At 71.3% G+C, this 19,851-nt stretch carries 16 protein-coding genes; 3 read left to right on the forward strand and 13 right to left on the reverse strand.

Annotated elements, in window-relative coordinates:
• Positions 1 to 179 precede the first annotated feature (179 nt).
• Positions 180 to 1,730 carry an IMP dehydrogenase gene (gene guaB, locus BL254_RS08545; protein ID WP_047221599.1) on the reverse strand — a complete coding sequence of 517 codons (1,551 nt, stop codon included), beginning with the start codon at positions 1,728 to 1,730 and terminating at the stop codon, positions 180 to 182.
• A 646-nt stretch (positions 1,731 to 2,376) separates the two neighbouring features.
• On the opposite strand from guaB, the gene BL254_RS08550 reads away from it, so the two are divergent.
• The gene (locus BL254_RS08550; RefSeq protein ID WP_076843013.1) at positions 2,377 to 2,793 is read left to right on the forward strand and encodes a DUF5319 domain-containing protein; all 417 of its coding nucleotides are present in this window, start codon (positions 2,377 to 2,379) and stop codon (positions 2,791 to 2,793) included.
• A 289-nt stretch (positions 2,794 to 3,082) separates the two neighbouring features.
• Here the strand turns inward: BL254_RS08550 and BL254_RS27635 are convergent, their stop codons facing one another.
• Positions 3,083 to 4,288, reverse strand: coding sequence for a MerR family transcriptional regulator (locus BL254_RS27635; RefSeq protein ID WP_047221598.1), 1,206 nt, complete (start codon positions 4,286 to 4,288; stop codon positions 3,083 to 3,085).
• A 153-nt stretch (positions 4,289 to 4,441) separates the two neighbouring features.
• Here BL254_RS27635 and BL254_RS08560 point away from each other — a divergent pair, with 153 nt between their 5' ends.
• Positions 4,442 to 4,774 (forward strand): WhiB family transcriptional regulator, encoded by a 333-nt coding sequence (locus BL254_RS08560; protein ID WP_047221597.1) that lies wholly within the window; start codon positions 4,442 to 4,444, stop codon positions 4,772 to 4,774.
• Between the two features lie 525 nt (positions 4,775 to 5,299).
• Here BL254_RS08560 and groL read toward each other — a convergent pair.
• The 11 genes from groL to BL254_RS08615 form a co-directional block, all read right to left on the reverse strand.
• Positions 5,300 to 6,943 carry a chaperonin GroEL gene (gene groL, locus BL254_RS08565; protein ID WP_076843014.1) on the reverse strand — a complete coding sequence of 548 codons (1,644 nt, stop codon included), beginning with the start codon at positions 6,941 to 6,943 and terminating at the stop codon, positions 5,300 to 5,302.
• Between the two features lie 342 nt (positions 6,944 to 7,285).
• Entirely contained in the window at positions 7,286 to 7,594 is a 309-nt protein-coding gene (gene groES / locus BL254_RS08570) for a co-chaperone GroES (protein WP_076843015.1), read from the reverse strand.
• Between the two features lie 218 nt (positions 7,595 to 7,812).
• Entirely contained in the window at positions 7,813 to 8,778 is a 966-nt protein-coding gene (locus BL254_RS08575) for a UDP-glucuronic acid decarboxylase family protein (protein WP_076843016.1), read from the reverse strand.
• Positions 8,775 to 9,107 carry a hypothetical protein gene (locus BL254_RS08580; RefSeq protein ID WP_235433264.1) on the reverse strand — a complete coding sequence of 111 codons (333 nt, stop codon included), beginning with the start codon at positions 9,105 to 9,107 and terminating at the stop codon, positions 8,775 to 8,777. Before BL254_RS08580 ends, BL254_RS08575 begins: the two co-directional genes overlap by 4 nt.
• A gap of 168 nt (positions 9,108 to 9,275) precedes the next feature.
• Positions 9,276 to 10,307 (reverse strand): tRNA (adenosine(37)-N6)-threonylcarbamoyltransferase complex transferase subunit TsaD, encoded by a 1,032-nt coding sequence (gene tsaD, locus BL254_RS08585; protein WP_076843017.1) that lies wholly within the window; start codon positions 10,305 to 10,307, stop codon positions 9,276 to 9,278.
• A gap of 79 nt (positions 10,308 to 10,386) precedes the next feature.
• Positions 10,387 to 10,881: a ribosomal protein S18-alanine N-acetyltransferase gene (gene rimI, locus BL254_RS08590; protein ID WP_047221690.1), complete on the reverse strand. Its 495-nt coding sequence runs from the start codon at positions 10,879 to 10,881 to the stop codon at positions 10,387 to 10,389.
• A gap of 406 nt (positions 10,882 to 11,287) precedes the next feature.
• A complete protein-coding gene (gene tsaB / locus BL254_RS08595) occupies positions 11,288 to 12,199 on the reverse strand; it encodes a tRNA (adenosine(37)-N6)-threonylcarbamoyltransferase complex dimerization subunit type 1 TsaB (protein WP_047221592.1) in 912 nt (303 codons plus the stop codon).
• A 119-nt stretch (positions 12,200 to 12,318) separates the two neighbouring features.
• On the reverse strand, positions 12,319 to 13,017 hold the full coding sequence (tsaE, locus tag BL254_RS29315) for a tRNA (adenosine(37)-N6)-threonylcarbamoyltransferase complex ATPase subunit type 1 TsaE (RefSeq protein ID WP_371390261.1): 699 nt from the start codon (positions 13,015 to 13,017) through the stop codon (positions 12,319 to 12,321).
• Between the two features lie 320 nt (positions 13,018 to 13,337).
• Complete coding sequence (locus BL254_RS08605) at positions 13,338 to 14,564, reverse strand: alpha/beta fold hydrolase (RefSeq protein ID WP_047221590.1); 1,227 nt, start codon at positions 14,562 to 14,564, stop codon at positions 13,338 to 13,340.
• The gene (gene alr, locus BL254_RS08610; RefSeq protein ID WP_076843018.1) at positions 14,561 to 15,904 is read right to left on the reverse strand and encodes an alanine racemase; all 1,344 of its coding nucleotides are present in this window, start codon (positions 15,902 to 15,904) and stop codon (positions 14,561 to 14,563) included. Before alr ends, BL254_RS08605 begins: the two co-directional genes overlap by 4 nt.
• Before the next feature lie 572 nt (positions 15,905 to 16,476).
• On the reverse strand, positions 16,477 to 18,000 hold the full coding sequence (locus BL254_RS08615; RefSeq protein WP_076843019.1) for an NAD(P)H-hydrate dehydratase: 1,524 nt from the start codon (positions 17,998 to 18,000) through the stop codon (positions 16,477 to 16,479).
• A 371-nt stretch (positions 18,001 to 18,371) separates the two neighbouring features.
• Here BL254_RS08615 and BL254_RS08620 point away from each other — a divergent pair, with 371 nt between their 5' ends.
• Positions 18,372 to 18,911: an SWIM zinc finger domain-containing protein gene (locus BL254_RS08620; RefSeq protein WP_047221587.1), complete on the forward strand. Its 540-nt coding sequence runs from the start codon at positions 18,372 to 18,374 to the stop codon at positions 18,909 to 18,911.
• Positions 18,912 to 19,851 lie beyond the last annotated feature (940 nt).

Genomic DNA, 19,851 nt, shown 5'->3' on the forward strand with positions numbered 1-19,851 from the left:
TCTCACCGGTGCCACCGGGTCCCTCCACCGGCAACATCCTCTCACCGGTGTCATCGGTCCACCGGCGTCATCGATGGCATCCTCCCAGTGGCATCACCGGTGGTGCCCTCCCAGCGGGGCGCAGCCGGCCCGTCCCGAGGGGCGGGACCACCGGCCCACCCCTCGGGACGGCGCGTGCGTCACCGCGAGTTGTAGTTCGGTGCCTCGACGGTCATCTGGATGTCGTGCGGGTGGCTCTCCTTCAGGCCCGCGGCGGTGATGCGCACGAGCCGGGCGTCCCGTTGCAGGGCGGCGATCGTCGGCGAGCCGGTGTAGCCCATGGCCGCCCGCAGGCCGCCGACGAGCTGATGGGCCACCGCGGCCAGCGGCCCCCGGTACGGGACCTGCCCCTCGATGCCCTCCGGCACGAGCTTGTCGTCGGAGAGGACGTCGTCCTGGAAGTAGCGGTCCTTCGAGTAGGAGGTGGTGGTGCCCCGGCTGCGCATCGCGCCCAGTGACCCCATCCCGCGGTATGCCTTGTACTGCTTGCCGTTGATGAAGATCAGCTCGCCGGGGCTCTCGTCGACGCCGGCCAGCAGGCTGCCGAGCATCACCGTGTCCGCCCCGACCGCGATCGCCTTGGCGATGTCCCCGGAGTACTGCATCCCACCGTCGCCGATCACCGGGATGCCRTGCTCCCGGGCGACCAGCGCGCACTCGTAGATCGCGGTGATCTGTGGCGCGCCGACCCCGGCCACCATCCGCGTGGTGCAGATCGAGCCGGGCCCGACCCCCACCTTGATGGCGTCGGCGCCCGCCTCCACCAGCGCGCGGGCGCCGTCCGCGGTCACGACGTTGCCGGCGATGACGTCGAGGGGGCTGCCGTCGGCCCTGGTCGGCAGGTCGGCCTTGACGCGGCGCACCATGTCCAGCACCGCCCGGGAATGGCCGTGGGCGGTGTCGACGACCAGGAAGTCGACCGCCGCGCGCACCAGGGCCTGGGCGCGCTTGTAGGCGTCCTCCCCCACCCCGATGGCGGCGCCGACCACCAGCCGGCCGTCGGCGTCCTTGGTCGCCCGCGGGTACTGCTCGCGCTTGGTGAAGTCCTTGACGGTGATCAGACCGCGCAGGCGGTCCCGGTCGTCCACCAGGGGAAGTTTTTCGATCTTGTGTCGCCGCAGCAGAGCCAGTGCGTCGTCGGCCGACACACCCACCGGCGCCGTGACGAGCGGCATCGACGTCATCACGTCACGCACCGACCGGGAATGGTCCCGCTCGAACCGGATGTCACGGTTGGTCACGATGCCGACGAGCCGGCCGTCGGACTCGGTCACCGGAACGCCGGATATCCGGTAACGGGCCATCAGCTCGTTGGCCTCGTCAATGGTGGCGTCCGGGCCGCAGGTGATCGGAGAGGTGATCATTCCTGATTCGGAACGCTTCACCATGTCGACCTGCTGCGCCTGGTCGTCCACGGAAAGATTCCGGTGCAGCACCCCCACCCCGCCCTGGCGGGCCATCGCGATCGCCATCCGCGACTCGGTGACGGTGTCCATCGCCGAGGACAGCATCGGAATGGCAAGCCGGATATGGCGGGACAACCACGTGGACGTGTCCGCCTCCGACGGCACGATGTCCGATTCCGCCGGGAGCAGCAGTACGTCGTCGAAGGTCAGCCCCAGCGTGGCCAGCTTCGTTGGCAGCACCGACTCCGGATCAGACACGGCCGGCCGGACAATGGGACTGTTCATGACACCTTCCGTTCACGCTTTGTTGTTCGCCGTGCCGGCACCGCACCCACACGGCACTTCCCGACCGCGCCTTCCCAGGCCTTCCCGGCCGTTGCCGTTCCGCCTTCTCGGCCGCCGTTGCCTTCCCACCCAGCCGCCGTCCGCCCGGCCATAGCTCTCCCGGCCGTCATCTTCTCGGCCTGGCCTTCCCGGCCCTGGCGTGACAGCCCGCTCGGCCGCGGCGCCAACCGCTGTGGCCCGGCTCCGTAGCCCGGCTCCGTGGACCGACCCTGCCATGGCCGGCGCGTACCGACCGGCTCCCACCAGGCCACGCCCCAACCACCGGCGCCGACCCACAGCGCCGCGACCGGCGCGACCAGCGGGCCGCCCGGAGCGGCAGGCCATCAGTACGAGCTTCAAGCTCTACATGCTAGGCCAAAGAATACTCGATCATGACTTTTCACGTGTCCGAAGACGTCAGGAACGTGCGCCGGCCAAAGGCCGCACGGCCGCGGGCTGCCACACAGCGCACTGATCATTCTTCGGAACCGGCTCGCGATACGGCGTACCCGAAACGGTCCGTAGCCGCGGTAAAGAGGCGATACGGGCACACACCAGCGCCTGGAGTCGCCGATCGGGACCACTAAGGGGCCCAGTCCGGCGTAGCGTGGTCGGCGTGAGCAACGAGCCTCTCGACCCCTTCGCGGGCGACCCCGAGGATCCGACCGCAGAACTCGCCCGCCTGGACCCGGTCGAGGACAGCGATCTGCTGGAGCCTCTGTCGCCGCAGGAACGCGAGGAGGTGCTCGCCGAACTCGGCGATCTCGACGTTTTCCGGACCCTGCTGGAACCCCGCGGCTACCGCGGTCTCGTCGTCGACTGCGAAGGATGCGCGGAACCGCACTTCTTCAGCTGGGATCTTCTCACCGGCAATCTGCGCCATCTGCTCGACGAGGGCCGCACCCGGGTGCACGAACCCGCCTACGCCCCGGATCCCTCCTGCTACGTCAGTTGGGACTACGCGCGCGGCTACGCCGACGGTGTCTACGAGACGAGCGAGGCATCGGAAGCCGACTCCCGCTGACCGCCCCCGCCCCTTCTCCCCTGGCCTTCCCCCGACGCGCTTCTGCCCAGGCATGAGAACGCTCGCAACGATCTGAGCCCAACGATCTGCGCCTGTTGCTGCCGGAACAGCATCGGATCCGCATCCGTGCTCACGTCTGCCCGCCATGCCCGCCAGCAGCCGGCCCGCCCTCCAAAACCGCCGATCAGATGACGCGGCAGCGGCAGAACCAGTGGGCGTTCTGCTTCTTCACACCGGGGAAGCACTTCCTCACCCAGAGAACCACGTCGTTCGTCCCAGGGCCACTTCTTCATCCCAGGGAAGGAGTGAGGAGATCGAGCGCTTCGGGCAGGGACTGCGCGCAGCGGACCTGCGGCGCGACGATCGCCCCGCGCCAGCCGGGGCCCCCCACCACGATCGACGTTGGCGGCCGGGTCGTCGGTAAGTCGCGCCACACCTGAGCGTCCGCCGAGGCCCGGCGCTGGGACCAGAGGAACACCGCGGCCGGGCCGGTACGTACGACCGCGGTCCGCAGCGCGGCGGCCGGTACAGCGGCACCGAGGACACGGGCGGGTATCCCCCGTTCGGCCAGCCCGGCCGCGACCGCGTTGAGGGCAAGGCTGTGCCGCTCGTCCGGAGTGCACGCGAGCAGCACCGGACGGGCGTGGGCGTCCATGTCACGGTCTGCCACCCGGCGGAAAACCGTCGCGACGCACTCGCTGAGCAGATGCTCGACGTCGACCGCGTCACCGCGTAGCTCCCATCGTCGGCCGACGGCGGCGAGCACCGGGCACGCCAGGTCCTGCCAGGCCGCGACCACACCATCGGTCTCGACCGCCTGGGCCAGGATGCGGGTCACCGCGGACGAGTCGAGCGCCATGGCCGCGCGGGCGAGGCCGCGGGCTGCGATGCCGGCACCCGCCAGCGACAGCACCCGGCCGCCCGACCCTCTCGCCTCGGCCACGCCCGCCTCGGCCACGCGGTCGGACCCGACCAGGTCCGCCACCGGGCCGTCTGCCGCCGGRCCGGCAACATTTCCAGCTGGCCCAGCGATGACGGCGGGCGCGGAGACGTTCCCGGCGGTGCCACGGCCGTCGCCGGAGGAGATCGAGATCACGACCGGCCGGCCGGTACGCGGCTGACCGGCTTCCTGGACGTCAGGCCCGTCCGGCTGATCGGCGCCGGCTACGGAACGTGTCTCACTTTCGACCTGTCGCAGTGGCGCCGGCCACCGCGGTTCCGGCAGATCCTCGGGAAGCGCGCTCCTGGCCATGCGGGCCGCCTCCGCCGGCGCGATCCCGGCCTGGGTGAGACGGCACATGAACTCCAGCCGGGCCAGGTCGTGTGGGTCGTACCTGCGACGGGTACCGGAAACATGGTCGGCCGGACCGAGCCCGTACCGGCGGTTCCAGGTACGCAGGGTCGCGGGCGCGATACCCAGCCGTCGGGCAACCGCGGCGACGGTGTACCGCGGATTGTGCTCCGCCGGGTCCGGGGAGGGGGTCACAGCGCTCATGGTGGCTCTCGGCGACCGTACCCACAACTTGGCGACGAACCGGCTCCGAACGACTACGCGTCGAGTGATTCTCAATGTTGAACAACATATGGCGCGGTACTACGGTGTAGCTGCGGCGCCAGCCGCCCATGGTTGAGAGGGGGGCTCAGGCCGATGACCGACGTCCGACGACTTCCAGGCCCCGGTGCCGAGAAGTGGGAGTGGCAGCTTCACGGCGCCTGCCGTGGGGAGAGCACCGAGCTCTTCTTCCACCCGGAAGGAGAGCGAGGCCCGGCCCGCGCGGCCCGCGAGGCGGCCGCCAAGGCCGTCTGCGCGCGGTGTCCCGTGATCCAGGCATGCGCGGAGCACGCCCTGCAGGCTCGCGAGCCCTACGGGGTGTGGGGCGGGCTCAGCGAATCCGAGCGGGAGGCCATCCTGACCGGCCGAACACGGCGCGGAGCGGGGCGGCACAATCCGGCCCGCCCGGGGCTCGCCCCGGCGTGCTGAGCGTGCCGGGGCATCCGTGATCACAACTGGCACGGCCGGCGCGGCCACGATCACAATGATCGCCGGGCCGGGCCGGTGCCCGCGGCGTCCGCGCTCTCGTAGCGAGATGTACGGACAAGGCGACCCCACCGGGTGGACCACCCGCGATGTGTGACCGCGGCGCCGCGAGGACCCACGGCGAACGCGTCAGAGGCCCGGCAGGACGGTCAGTGTCGTCCTACCGGGCCTCTGACGCGTATTTCACGATGTTGTCTTCGCGGCGTCGCCTCCGGCGTTGCCGTCTGTCTCCGGCGTTCCGTACGCCGGAGACAGACGGTGCCGGGGCGTCCAGGCTCCTGGGAGAAGATCCCTGGAGCCTGGGGGGACAGGCCCCTTACCGACAGGTCTTTGCCTGTGGTTCCTTTGCCGGTGACTCCCTACCGGTAAGGGACCTGTATCGATCAGAGCTCGTACTGGCGGCTGCCCGTATCGCTCAGGCCGTGTGCCCAGCGGAGGCGGCATACGGCCGTGGGCGGTTCCGCACGGTCAGAACGCCGGTCCGTGCGAGTGCGAGTGCCCACCGTGGCTGTGGCCGTGGCCGGCCTCCGCCTCGGRCTTGGCCGGCTTCTCCGTGACCAGGCTCTCGGTCGTAATGAGCAGCGCGGCGATCGACGCGGCGTTCACCACGGCTGACCTGGTCACCTTCACCGGGTCGACCACGCCGTCCGCGATCAGGTTGGTGAACTCGCCGCGAGCGGCGTTGAAACCGCTGCCGACCGGCTGCTCCTTGACCTTGGAGACGATCACTGCACCTTCGTGACCGGCGTTGCGCGCGATCCAGGTCAGCGGGGCGTCGAGCGCGTCCCGGACGATGCGCACCCCGGCCAGTTCGTCCCCGGTGCGGCCCAGGCCGTCGGCGAGCGCCGCGGCCGCGTGCACCAGAGCCGACCCGCCACCGGCGACGATGCCCTCCTCCACTGCGGCGCGGGTAGCCGAGACAGCGTCCTCCAGACGGTGCTTCTTCTCCTTGAGCTCGACCTCGGTGGCYGCGCCGACCCTGATCACCGCGACCCCGCCGGCGAGCTTGGCGACCCGCTCCTGGAGCTTCTCGCGGTCCCAGTCCGAGTCGGTGGTCTCGATCTCGCTGTGGAGCTGGCGGACCCGGTCGGCAATGCTCGCCTCGTCACCGAAGCCGTCGATGATGGTCGTGCTGTCCTTGTCGACGACGATCCGACGAGCCCGGCCGAGGTCGTCCAGGCCGACGGAGTCGACCTTCAGGCCCACTTCGGAGGCGACGACCTGCCCGCCGGTGAGCACGGCGATGTCCTGCAGGATCGCCTTGCGCCGGTCGCCGAAACCGGGGGCCTTGACCGCGACGACCTGGAAGGTCTTGCGGATGGCGTTGACGACCAGGGTCGACAGCGCCTCACCCTCGACGTCCTCGGCGATGATCAGCAGCGGCTTGCGGGCCTCCACCACCTTCTCGAGCAGCGGCAGGATGTCGCTCAGCACGCTGATCTTGCCGGGATGCAGCAGCACGTAGGCGTCCTCGAGGACGGCCTCCATGCGGTCGGCGTCACTGACGAAGTACGGGGAGATGTAGCCCTTGTCGAACTGCAGCCCCTCGGTGAGCTCGAGCTCCAGGCCCAGGGTCTGGCTCTCCTCGACGGTGATCACACCGTCCTTGCCGATCCGGTCGATCGCCTCGGCGATCAGCTCGCCGACCTTCGTGTCCTGCGCCGAGATGGCGGCGACGTGGGCGATGACCTCTTTCGAGTCGACCTCGATGGCCTGCTCCAGCAGAGCCTTCGAGACGGCCTCGACAGCGGCCTCGATACCGATCTTGAGCGCCAGCGGCGGCGCCCCGGCCACCACCTGGCGCAGACCCCTGCGGACCAGCGCCTGCGCGAGGACGGTGGCGGTGGTGGTGCCGTCGCCGGCGACGTCGTTGGTCTTGGTGGCGACTTCCTTGGCGAGCTGCGCACCCAGGTTCTCGTTGGGGTCGGTCAGCTCGACCTCACGCGCGATCGTCACCCCGTCATTGGTGATCGTCGGCGCGCCGTAGGACTTGTCGATGACGACGTTGCGGCCACGCGGGCCGATCGTCACCTTCACAGCGTCCGCGAGGGCGTCCACACCATGTTCAAGGGCATGGCGGGCGTCCTCGCCGAACGACAAGATCTTGGGCATTTAGGTGGTCCTCCCGAACCGGCTCAGGGCGTGCCCTGGAATCCCTTCGGGCCCCCGGGCACGCGCGGAAAGCCGTGATCGTGCACCCTGGTGGCCCTGGGCCGGGTCCGGTGGATCGTCAGATCGCGCGAATCGGCGCCTGGACGACAGCCGTCCGCATCGACCGATGCCCACCGGGCACGGCCCGATGGCGAGCGGGCGTGTTTCGCCGATCCGGACGAACAGCTGCATACGGATGCATGTGGACGAGTACGGACGGGTGGAGCTGTGCATATCGTCCGAATATCGCCCGGGTGCCGTCCGGGCTGGCGAAACACGCCCTTGAGGATCCTTGCCGGATACCTACTTCTCGATGATCGCCAGAACGTCGCGAGCGGAGAGAACCAGGTACTCCTCGCCGGCGTACTTGACCTCGGTGCCGCCATACTTGCTGTACAGCACGACATCACCGACCTTGACGTCGAGCGGGACCCGCTTGCCATCCTCGAAACGGCCTGGGCCCACCGCGAGGACAGTGCCCTCCTGCGGCTTCTCCTTGGCCGTGTCCGGGATCACAATGCCCGACGCGGTGGTCTGCTCGGCATCGGACGGCTGTACGACAATGYGATCTTCGAGCGGCTTGATCGCAACCTTGGTGGCGGTCGTCACGATCGACCTCCCCCTTCCTGCGCTGGATGAGAGAGCGACCCTGGCGGCCTGCCGTCGCGGGTGAACAGGCGCCTGTCGTCGCTGGCACTCTCACGTGCCGAGTGCCAACTTAGCACCCGCCCCGCCCACGTCAACCAACACGGTCAGAACTGTCAAGAGCGGCCCGCGCGACGGCGGGGCAGCGGCGGGGCAGCGGTCCCGCCAACCTGGCCGGGGTTCCGTCAGCCTGGTCGRTCGACGTCCGGGCGGGCGACGTCCGGATGCTCACGGAACCAGGAGACCGTGCTGTCGAGCCCGCTGCGCAGGTCGACGGCGGGCTCCCAGCCCAGGATCCTCCGGGCCAGGGAGATGTCGGGCTGACGGACCGTCGGATCGTCCTCGGGACGAGGAACGAACGTGACGGGAGACTCGCTCTTGGCCACCTCGCGGACCAGCTCCGCGAGCTCAAGAATGGACAGCTCGTGCGGATTACCGATGTTCATCGGGCCGGGATGACCGGAAAACGTCATCCGCACGATTCCCTCCACCAGGTCGTCGACATATATGATCGACCGGGTCTGACTTCCGTCACCGGCAACGGTGATGGGTTCACCGCGCAGTGCCTGGGTCGCGAAGGTGGGAATCGCCCGGCCGTCGTTGGGGCGCATCCGCGGCCCATGGGTATTGAAGATCCGGACGATTCCGGCGTCCACGCCGTGACTGCGCCGGTAGGCCATGGTGAGCGCCTCGCCGAACCTTTTCGCCTMGTCGTACACGCCCCGCGGCCCCACCGGGTTGACATGGCCCCAGTAGCCCTCCGGCTGCGGATGGATCTGCGGATCCCCGTAGACCTCCGAGGTGGACGCCAGCACGAACCGCGCCCGTTTCTCCTTGGCGAGACCGAGAGCGTGCAGGGTGCCGATCGAACCGACCTTCAGGGTGTGAATCGGTAGATTCAGGTAGTCGATGGGGCTCGCCGGTGACGCGAAATGCAGCACATAGTCGACCGGACCAGCAATATGAACATAATCAGTCACATCACAGCGGACGAGCCGGAAGTGCTCGTGCCCGGTCAGATGCGCGACATTCGCCGGGGTCCCGGTGATGAAGTTGTCCAGGCAGACGACCGCATGACCCTCGTCGAGCAGCCGTTCGCACAGGTGCGACCCCAGAAAGCCGGCACCGCCGGTGACAACGCTTCTTTTCATCGGTCTCCCCACCGGTCACTGATATCCGGTCCGGGCGACGATACGCGCTCAAAGTCCCATGCCTGTCCCGAACGCGCGAGCAGCCCCGGTGGAATGTTCGCGACAACGGACGCGTGATCACGCCGCGTCGCGCCGCCGGCCTCCACCGGAGCAGCCGAGGGCCCGGTCCCGAACGGGTGGAAAAGGACCACCACGACGTCGCTGTTGTCGCCGACCCCCCGGTAGATCTCCGCCGCGGTGCCCGCCAGGGCCTGACCGAGCCAGCCCACCAGCTCGTCCACCCGCCCTGGCGCCGCCCGCGCCTCCCACATACGCGTCACACCAGCCACAGCATCCATCTTCGATCAGAGCGGCGTGTGACCGAAAACACCAACCAGGCAACCGTCCGCCATCATGCTCTGTCCGCGCTCTGTCCGCGCCAATCCGCRACCCTGGCAGGCGTCCGTGTCTCCCCTCTCCCGCGGGCAACGGTCACGTCACGCGGGAAGCGGCCCCGGTCAGAGCGGGAGGGTCGAGGAGGCGGGGATGTCCAGGGGGGACGGGGGCACACCGGCCTCGACCTGGAGGGAGMCGAGGGCCGCAACCATCGCGCCGTTGTCGGTGCACAGCCCGGGCCGGGGTACCCGCAGCGTGATGCCGGCGGCCTCGCAGCGGGCCTCCGCCAGGGCCCGCAGCCGGCTGTTCGCCGCCACCCCACCGCCGATCACCAGCGTGTCCACGCCGTGGGCCCGGCAGGCCGCGACCGACTTCGCGGTCAGCACGTCCACGACCGCCTCCTGGAAGGACGCGGCGACGTCGGCGACGGGCACCGGCTCACCAGCCCGCCCCCGCGCCTCCACCCACCGGGCCACCGCCGTCTTCAGCCCGCTGAAGGAGAAGTCGAAGGTGCCGTCGGCCGCCTTGGCACGCGGGAAGGGGATCGTCGGGCTGCCGTCGCGGGCCGCCCGGTCGATGGGCGGGCCACCCGGGAACGGCATGCCCAGCAGCCGGGCGACCTTGTCGTACGCCTCACCGGCGGCGTCGTCGACGGTCGCTCCGAGCGGGCTCACCTCGCCGCGGGCGAGATCCGGGACGAGCAGCAGCGACGAGTGCCCGCCGGAGACCAGCAGCGCGATCGACGGCCCGGGCAGCGGCCCGTGCTCAAGGGTGTCGACCGCCACGTGCGCGGCCAGATGATGGACGCCGTGGAGCGGGACGCCGAGTGCGAGCGCGTACGCCTTGGCCGCCGCCACCCCGACCAGCAGCGCACCGGCGAGGCCAGGACCGGCGGTGACCGCGACCGCGTCCACGTCGCGGTGGCGCAGCCCCGCCTGGGACAGTGCCCGGTCCACCGTGGGCACCATCGCCTCGAGATGCGCGCGGGCGGCGATCTCGGGGATGACCCCGCCGTAACGGGCGTGCTCGTCAACGGAGGAGGCGAGCGTGTCCGCGAGCAGCACCCCGCCGCGGACCAGGCCCACCCCGGTCTCGTCGCAGGAGGTCTCGATCCCCAGCACCAGCGGCGCGTCCCCGGCGCGGCGCCCGCTCACCTCGACACCGCCGTGGTCGCCGTCCCTGTTCCCAGCGCCGTTCCCAGCGCCACCGCCGCTGTCGCTTCCGACATCGCCATCACCTCGACACCGCCTGCTCGGCCGCGTCCAGCATCCTGCCGTAGTCACCGGTGTGTATTCGGTCGGCCGACATCACGTAGGCGTCGGCCCCGGACGGCTGGTAGTAGCCCCTGCGTACCCCGAGCTCGACGAACCCCAGCCGCCGGTACAGGGACTGGGCCACGGCGTTGTCGGTGCGTACCTCCAGCTCGCAGCGGCGGGCGCCCCGGGTGCGGGCGTGGCGCAGCAGCGCGACCAGCAGCCGGGTGGCGACACCGCGGCCACGGGCGTCCGCGGCGACCCCGAGGGTCTGTACGTAGGACTCGTCGTCATGTACCGCGAGCCCTCCATAACCGATGATCTGGTCGTCGCGGACGGCGGTCAGATAGTGCCGCGCCGCGCCCTGGGCCAGCTCGGACCAGAACAGCTCGGGCGTCCACGCGTCCTCGGCGAAGATCTCCCGTTCCAGGACGACGATGTCGCCAAGATGCCACCAGCGCAGTGGCTCGAACACGACCTGGCCGACCTGACCGCGCCGAACAGCGTCCGCGGCGGGAGCGGCGCCGTTCCCGGGGACGGAGACATCCCCAGGAACGCTGTCTGCGTCCCGGGGGGCGGAGACATCCCCAGGAACGCCGTCTCCGTCCCGGGGGACGGCCACGTCTCGCGGGCTTCTCACGTCCAGACGAACATCGTCGGTGATGGGAACGTTGTTCCCGGTCTGCTGAAGGTTGTCCGTGTCATCCGGCGGAATGGGGGAATTCACGATCGCTCTCCGGGTGGGGCCCAGGTGAGGGCACGCCGATGATCGGACAGCCGGTGCGTCAGGACCGCCGTACACGCTCGATGACCCTTCATGTCACATGACCACCGCGCACGGCCGCTCCTCATCCGGGCGTTCGGATGCCTCGCCCGGGCACTCATACGGCGACCGTCTTTGGCGGGTGTGGCTCGGCCGCGTCCGGCCGGCGCAGGTACAGCGGGACCAGCGGTGCTGGCGGCCGGCGGGCGAGAACGTCGGCGGCGGCCAACCGGGCGAGAACGACCGGCGAGGGGTAGCCGGGATCGGCTGTTCGCGGCGGCCCGGAAGTCTGGCCCGGGCCCGCGCCGCTCCGCGTTCCGGAGCCTGTACCAGCGCGTGTATCCGGGCCCGCGCCGGTCCGTGCGCCCGTTGCGGAGGCCGGCCACGGATGCGGGCCGGGGCCTGCAAGGTCGGCGAACACGTCCGGGTACAGCGCCGCTCCCGGGCCGACCAGCCGGCTGACGGACATCTCGCGCAGCGCGTCGACGACGGCCCGCGGCCGGTCCACGAAGGGCCCGGCGACGCGCGCGCCGTCCGCGTAGACCGCCCAGTAGACCTCACGGCGTCGCGCGTCGGTCGCCACGGCCACCCGGCCCGTGAGGCCGGCGCCGACACCGTCGAGCGAACAGATGCCATAGGCGGGCTTACCGAGAGCGTCCGCGAATGCTCCCGCGGTCACCACCCCCACCCGCAGGCTCGTGAACGGGCCGGGCCCGAGGCCCACCACCACGCCGTCGAGATCGGCGGGACGTACCGCAGCCTCGTCGAGAACCTCCCGGACCAGCGGTACGAGCAGTTCGGCATGCCGTCGCGGATCGACGACCTGGCGCGCCGCCCGGCCCGTCACGACGACGGCCTGCCCTCCCACGACCGCCCCCGCCTCGGACCCGTTGGCCGCGGTCGCCGCGGGCTGTCCGGCCGTGGCCGGCGTGGCTGCCGCGTCCGACAAGCCGGGCGGGTACCCGTGAGCTACGTCGACGAGCGCGACGGAGCAGGCGGGTGTCGCCGTGTCAAGAGCGATGAGCAGCACGTCCGCCAGCCTAGCTGGTCACCAACCGCGAAATCACTCCATGATCCATCATGGACGGCTCGGCTCCGGCCGGTGCGGCGAGGCCGGCAGAGCCGACGAAGTCGGCGGAACCGGCGGGCTCACCGCCGTCCCGCCGACGATGGCAACGGCACCAACAACGACAGGCGCCGCGGCCAGTCCCCGCCGCTGCCGGCCATGCGGATCACGCGCTGTCCCCCGGCATCGGGCACCCCACCCGCATCAGCGGCGCCGGCGGCCTCCGCGCTGGCCGGGGCACCCACGCTGTCACCGGCGTCCGCGCTGATGGAGGCGTCACTGACGGAGGTGTCCGTGGCGGTGGGAGGCGCCGGTGCCGCGTCCTCGGGACGGGCGATCTCCACCCGTAGATGTGTGCCGGCCAGCCCCTCCACCAGGCCCGAGCCCCATTCGACCACGGTCACGGACCGTTCGACGTCGGCATCGAGATCGATGTCCTCGACCTCGGCGAGCCCGCCCAGGCGGTAGGCGTCCACATGCACCAGGGGCACCCGGCCGCCCCGGTGCACCCGGGCGATCACGAAGGTTGGGGAGGTGACCGCCCCGGCAACGCCCAGGCCTGCGGCAACACCTTGGACGAACACGGTCTTGCCGGCGCCGAGCGGCCCGGCGAGGATCACGAGGTCGCCCGCGCGCAGCACGGCGGCCAGCCGCCTGCCGACCTCGCGGGTGTCATCGGCGTCCTCGGCCTCGACCACCAGCCCGCCGCCCCCGGCCCTGGCCACAACAACGCCGGCGCGCGGGGAGGCACGAGGGGGTAGGGGTGTATCCGGGCCACTCACAACATCCACCTCACGAGATCACGCTCACACCTGTCGCACGCATGCCGTCACATCCAGGCCATCATGTTCAGGCCGTCATGTTCGCGCCCCCGGGCCACAACTTCGCCCCCACGGACGCTGGTGGGCGATACCTGCCGTCCGTGTCCCGTCCGGCTCCGTTCACACCAGAGGCTGTCGCACCGGTGGTGTCCCCGCCGCGGCGGGTCCGTGTCCCGTCCCGCTCACGCCCCATGACGCACAGGCGTCGACATCAAGGGCTGGTCAGGGCCGCCCGGACGGCGTCGCCGCTGTCGTACCCACGGGCGTTCGCCGCGGAGTACTCATGCGCGGATGTCGTCTGTCCCGTGGTCCCGGGGAGCGGGCACGATCGGGTTGTCCGGGTGCGGCCGACGTACCCTCGCCCGCTGGATGAGGGTACGCAGCGCCGCGTTGACCTCGTCCGGGCGCTCCAGGAGGACGCTGTGGCCGGCGTTGGGCACGACCACCAGGTCCGCCTCGGGGAGCGCCGCGGCGAGCGTGCGGCTGTGTTCCAGCGGGGTCATCACGTCGGCGTCACCGACGAGGATCAGTGTCGGCGTCGTCACCAGCACCGCCGCGGCAAGCAGCTTGTCGTGAGAGACCAGCGCGGGTAAGAAGGCCGCGACCACGTGCAGCGGCGTGGCGGTCACCATCTTCTCCAGGAGCGACACCACGGCCGGTTCCACCTCGCTCGAGCCGAAGCCGACCCGGCGGGTGATGACCCAGGCCAGGTCACCGCTGTGGCGGCGGCCCCGTTCCAGCAGCGACGGGGCGTAGCGCATGCCGATCGCGAGGCCGGGCAGGCAGGCGCGCAGCGCCAGCGTGGCCGTCGCGGGCAGACCGAAGGTGACCGTCGCCAGGCTACCGGCGCTGGTCGACACGAGGGCAACCCCGACGATCCGGTCCTCGAACAGTTCCGGGTGGGCGTCGGCCAACGCGAGGATCGTCATCCCGCCCATCGAGTGCCCGACGAGCACCACCGGGCCGGTCGGCACCACCTCGCCGAGCACCCGGTACAGATCGTCACCAAGCTGGTCGATCGTGCATCCCGCGAGCTCCGAGGGGCCCGAGGCACCGTGCGCCCGCTGGTCGTAGAACACCAGCCGACCGCAGTCGGCTAAGTCCCGGCGTTGGAACGTCCAGCAGTCGAGGCTGACACAGAAGCCGTGCACGAACACGATGGTGAGCGGCGCGTCGGCGTCGCCGACGATCTCCACGTGTAACGGCACCCCGTCAGAGGTGATCACCGTGGTCGGCCGTCCGCCGACCGGGTCGACCGGCTCCTCCTCGGCCGCGCCGGCCCGCTCGGCACGGATACGCGCCAGCCGCCGTTCCGCCGCCGTGCCTATGACGGCCGCCGTGACCAGGCCCGTGACCCCCGCCGCCCGGGCCGCCCGCGTCCAGGTGATGGCACGGCTCGCCCGGACGACACCGCCGCCGATACCGAGGAGCCGACCGGCCACCGTGGCCCGTGCGGCGCCGCCCGCACCGCCCGCTTTCACACCGTCTGTTTCCAGGGACGCCCTCATGACGGGAGCCATCCTGGCGCTGACGGGCCGGCACCGGGAAGGCCTGGACCGGACGAACCAGCGCCGGACGAACCACTGCCGGACAGACCGGCATCAGACGGGCCGACAGCGGCCGGCGCGCTGCTGGCCACCCCGGGAGCGCGCCGGGCGGCACCCGGCCCGCCTGTGGCCTGCCGGCCGGTACCCCGCAGCCCGTCGGAGGCGTTCAGATGGACGCGGGGCACCCGGACACCGACCCTGGTGACGATCTCGTAGTTGATCGTGCCGAGGGCGTCCGCCCAGTCCTGTGCGGTGGGTTCGCYGTGCTCCCCCGGCCCGAACAGGATCACCTGGTCGCCGGCCTGGACCGGATCATCGCCGACGTCGACCACGAACTGGTCCATGCAGACGGTTCCGGCTATCCGCCGGCGTCGGCCCGCGAGCAGCACCTCGGCGGTGTTGCCGGCCGCCCGCGGGACGCCGTCGGCGTACCCGAGCGGTACCAGTCCAAGGGTCGACGCCACGGCGGTGGTGTACCGGTGGGCGTAGGACACGCCGCTGCCCGCCGGTACCCGTTTGGCCAGCGCGAGCCGGGCGGTCAACGTCATGGCCGGACGCAGGCCCAGGGCCGCGGGCGAACCGACCTGCGGCCCTGGTGACAGCCCGTACACGGATATTCCCGGACGGACCATGTCGAAATGGGCGTCCGGGCTGACCAGCGTCGCCGCCGAATTGGCCAGATGACGCACCTGCGGACGCAGACCGGTCTTCTCGGCGATGGTGACCGCGTCGGCGAAACGCCCGATCTGGCCGCGGACGGTCGGATGGCCGGGCGAGTCGGCGAAGGCCAGATGGCTCCACACTCCAGTCACCTCGATCAGGTCCTCGGCGGCCAGCGCCGCCGCCGCGTCGCACAGAGATGGCCAGTCCGCCTCGGTGGCGCCGCCTCGACCCAGGCCGGTGTCGGCCTTGAGGTGGACGCGGGCTCGCCGGCCGGTGTGTCGGGCAGCCGCGGCGATCTCCGCCAGCATCCAGGGAGCCGACGCGGAGAGATCGATGTCGGCGGCGAGCGCGTCGGCGAGCGGTTCTCCCGGGGCGGTGAGCCAGGCGAAGACCGGGACGGTGAAACCGGCGGCACGCAACGCGAGCCCCTCTTCGATGACGGCGACCCCGAGCCAACTCGCGCCCGCCTCCACAGCGGCGCGTGCGCACGCGGACATCCCGTGCCCGTAGCCGTCGCTTTTCACCACCGCCATGGTCGCGGCGTTCCCGGCGCGGGCGACCAGGGTCGCCACCGACGCACGGACCGCGTCCAGGTCCACGATGGCGCAGGCGCGCAAACCTTCACTCTGCGTTGTCATCCGGAGCCTTCCTGACCTGTTCGGCCAGTTGTGTCGACCCGTGTCGGGATGTCGTGGCGCGCCGCGCTTCGACGGTAACAAGATCGTCGGGGTCGCCGGTGTCCGAGCGGGAGACCCTGAGATCATTTCACCTCACCTCACCTCGTCACGGCCGGCGGACCGTGGCGTGCTGCGACGGYCGGGCCCGGCCGGGATATCAGCGCCGGGATGTCGATGACAGCACAGCCGACGGTGCCCTGCCGAGGCCGCCGGCCGGGGCTGTGGACAACAGCCGGTTGTCCACAGGTGCGCCGCGGGGCTGGCGCACCAGGGACACGGAGCGCACCGTCGGGGTATCGCCCTGGGCTGCTCACCCCGGCGACAACAGACAGCACGATCACGCTTTTCCGCGTCCGGGATCCCCGCGGCCGCAGGCTGCCTCCCGGTGCTCCGGCGGCCGGTCCGTCACGCCGCGGAAGCCAGGCCACGAGGCCCGGGCAACCGGAAGCCGCTGATCACTAACAGGAGGACTCGTGCGACAGACAGGACGACGGACGCAAGGAGCCACGACTGTCGATGTCGACCCCCGGCCGTCACCGCGTCCGGCGCTGCCGCAGCAGCGCGGGCAGGTCGGACGCCGCCAGCGGACGGCCCGCGCGCGAGGCCGCTCGGCCGTGCAGGTGAGCGCCCACGCTGCCAGCGTCCAGCGCATCGAGGCCACCGGCGAGCAACGAGCCGCACAGGCCGGTCAGGACGTCCCCGCTGCCGGCCGTGGCAAGCCATGGCGTGCCCGTGGTGTTCACCCGTGCCAGCCCGTCCCGGTCGACGATCAGGGTGCGATTGCCCTTCAGCAGAACGGTCACGCCGAGTTCGGCAGCGCAGCGGCGCACCACCGCGAGCCGGTCCGCGGCCAGTTCGCCCACGGTCGTCTCCGTGTCCCAGCCGAGTGCCGCCACGAGCCGGACGAACTCGCCTTCGTGCGGTGTGAGCAGGGTCGGCGCGGCGCGCTCCCGCAGCGCGCGAGCGTATCCGGCATCCTGGGCCAGCACGCCCAGAGCGCCGGCGTCGAGCAGCAGGGGAACGTCGGCGGTCAGCAGGGCGGCCACGATCCGGGCGGTGTGCCCGTCCGCGGGCAGCYCCGAACCAACGGCCCACGCCTGTACCCGCCCGGCCGCGAGGACGGCGTCGGCGTCACCAGGGTCGATCTCGGTGACGACCGCTTCGGGATGTGYCCGGCGTACGTGGTCGGCGGCCACCCGGGTGCTGACCACCCGCAGGTAGCCCGCGGCCGCGCGCAGCGCCCCGCCGGTGGCGAGCACGGCCGCACCCGGGTAGCTGTTACTGCCCGCGACCAGGCCCAGCACCCCGCGGGTGTACTTGGAGTCCGTCGACACGGGGACGGGCAGGAGGAGGTCCGCGTCGGCGTCGTCCAGCGCGACAAGATCCGCGGCCGGGAGGGTGAGACCAATGTCGACCAGCTCCACCTCGCCCGCGTGCTCCGCCCCGGCCCCGACCAGCAGGCCACGCTTGTAGGTGCCGAAGGTCACCGTGCTGCTCGCGCGGACCGCCGGGCCGACCACCGCCCCGGTGTCGCTGTCCACCCCGCTCGGGACGTCCACGGCGACGGTCCGTTCCCGGGGGGCGCGTACCGCCAGCCGGGCGTACTCCGGCCGCAGACCGCCCTTGCCACCGATACCGAGCAGACCGTCAAGGACGAGGTCGGCCATGGCGAGCAGCCGTGCGGCCGTGTCGTCACCGGCCAGTGTCCCAGGCCCCGGCGGCTGCCCGTCAGCCGGCTCGGGGCCGGACACCGTGTGCAGGCGGCCACCCGCGGCGAGCAGTGCCGCCGTCCCGGCGGGATGCGTCCGGCCCGGGGCGAGCGCGTCCACCCGGGCGCCCCGGGCAGCCAGCCGCGCGCCCGCCCACAGCGCGTCGCCGCCGTTGTCGCCGCCACCGGCCAGCACGACGACCCGGGCGCCGTACACCCGCCCGAGCCGGCGGGCCGCGTGGGACAGCAGCCCGTGCACGGCCCGCTGCATCAGCAGGCCCGGGGGCAGGCTGGCGAGCAGCCGCGCCTCGGCCTGACGGACCTGAGCGACGGTGTGCGCAGACCTCATGCCGCCATGCTCTCGTCTTTCCCGGCGGGCCGTCCCGCCCGTCCCGTCGATGCCCACGGACAACCGGCCGGTACCCACGCGGAGACGATGGTCCTCGGCAGACGGCCAGTGGCCGCGTCCCAGCGCCTGTGGTCAGCTTTCCGCGGCAACGGGCGCCACGGCCGTGCGCCCGAGCCTGCCAGGCACGGGCACGGCGGCGGCTCGTGCGACGGCCGGTCACCGGTCGCGGCTGTGGCGCGAGCGTACGGCCGTCGCGGGATCACGTCGTCCGTGCGCCGCGACCGTGGACCGGGCCGCGCACCAGGGCCGTGAGCTGTGGCCGACCGCCAGGGCCGCGTACCCGCAGACGGCATGTCTCGTAGAATTACCCGATGATCGTCAACCAGTCGGGGCCAAACGGACATGACGACATCGCCATCACACCGTTGCATGCAGTCTTCGACGAGGACGAGTGCGCGCGCCTTGCGGGCCTGGGCGAGTTCACCCGCGGCGTCGCCCTCGCGTTGCAGGGACGGGTCGGCGACCTGAGAATCCGGCCGAGCAGCGCGTCCGGCACCGTGGACGGCGACCAGCTCACCCACACCCAGCTCTCGGTGATCGACGGAACACCGGGCTCGACCTGCACCTGTCCGACCGGCGCCGTCGAACAGTTCTGCGCGCATGCCGTCGCGCTGGCGCTGGTGGCCACGGGCGCCATCGACCCCGACGAGGACAGCGACGACGTCGACCACGGCGACGACGGCTTCTACGACGCCGACGGCCAGCCCATCGACCTGCGTGACTTCCTCGAGAGCCTGGACGGGCCGGCACTGGTCGACCTGGTGGTCGACCTTGCCGCCGTCAACGACGTCCTGGCCATGGATCTACGCGAGGCCGCGGCACGCTGGCGGCGTCCGCATCCGATCGGATGAGCCCCGGTCCCGACCCGGCCTGAACCGAGCCCAGCARCCACGGCTGTAGTGCGTCCATCGACGTCCACCGACAGAGACATCCACGCGGGAGGCCTACCAGACGACCAGAAGGGATGTTTCCTCCCGACAGCTCACCGCCGCCGGTGGCGGCCTGTCGCCGCGGACGCGGGGTCACGGCGCCCGCGGCGACGGTCGACAGTCCCGTCGGATACGGGACCTGGACCGCCAGGGCGGGGCGTGCGCGAACGGGCGGACGATCCAGCCGTACGATCCCGATGATCATCGGCTGGCCGGACCACCCGTGGACACGCCCGTGGCACGGACGGCGACAGCGGCCGGTGGTCAGCCGTGGGCCACGCGCCCACGGCTGACCACGGTCGGCGGGCCAGCAGCGGCGCGATCACGTTCTTCCCGCGCCCGGCGAGCCCGTCGGATCGGCTTTACCGGCCGGGCGGGCTCGGGAACCAGTCCAGTCATCCGCGGGAATCCGCGGGAGCTGGGCCGCCCGAATCGCTCGCGGGGGCCGGTGCATCTGATTCTGTTCCGGTTCTGTTCCCCTTACGGCCCTCGGGCGGCGCTCCTCATGCCCGGGAGCCGACCGGCCCGCCCGTGAGCCTGGAGAAAGTTTCTTAGCCGGCATTGACTCAGGTCAACAGAAGAACGCCAGTCAGCCGGATTTGTCGCCGACTTCACTCCAAAAACAAAATATCCGACAACTTGTCGTGCCGCTCCCGACGATCCCTTGATGAATCCTCAACAGGACCCCATAGATCAGCGGAGCGGATCCGTGGAACAGATCCGTGGAACAGATCGGTGGCGAGGCCTCGGCGCAGCGACCCCGACGCAGCGAGCCCAACGGAGATATACCGTTCACCACCTGGATGAACCAGGGCCGGCACATCCGCCCCACCACCGCATCCGCCCACCATCGGGCGACAGG

Origin of the sequence: Protofrankia sp. BMG5.30, assembly GCF_001983005.1 — a bacterium.
Classification (GTDB): Bacteria; Actinomycetota; Actinomycetes; order Frankiales; family Frankiaceae; genus Protofrankia; species Protofrankia coriariae.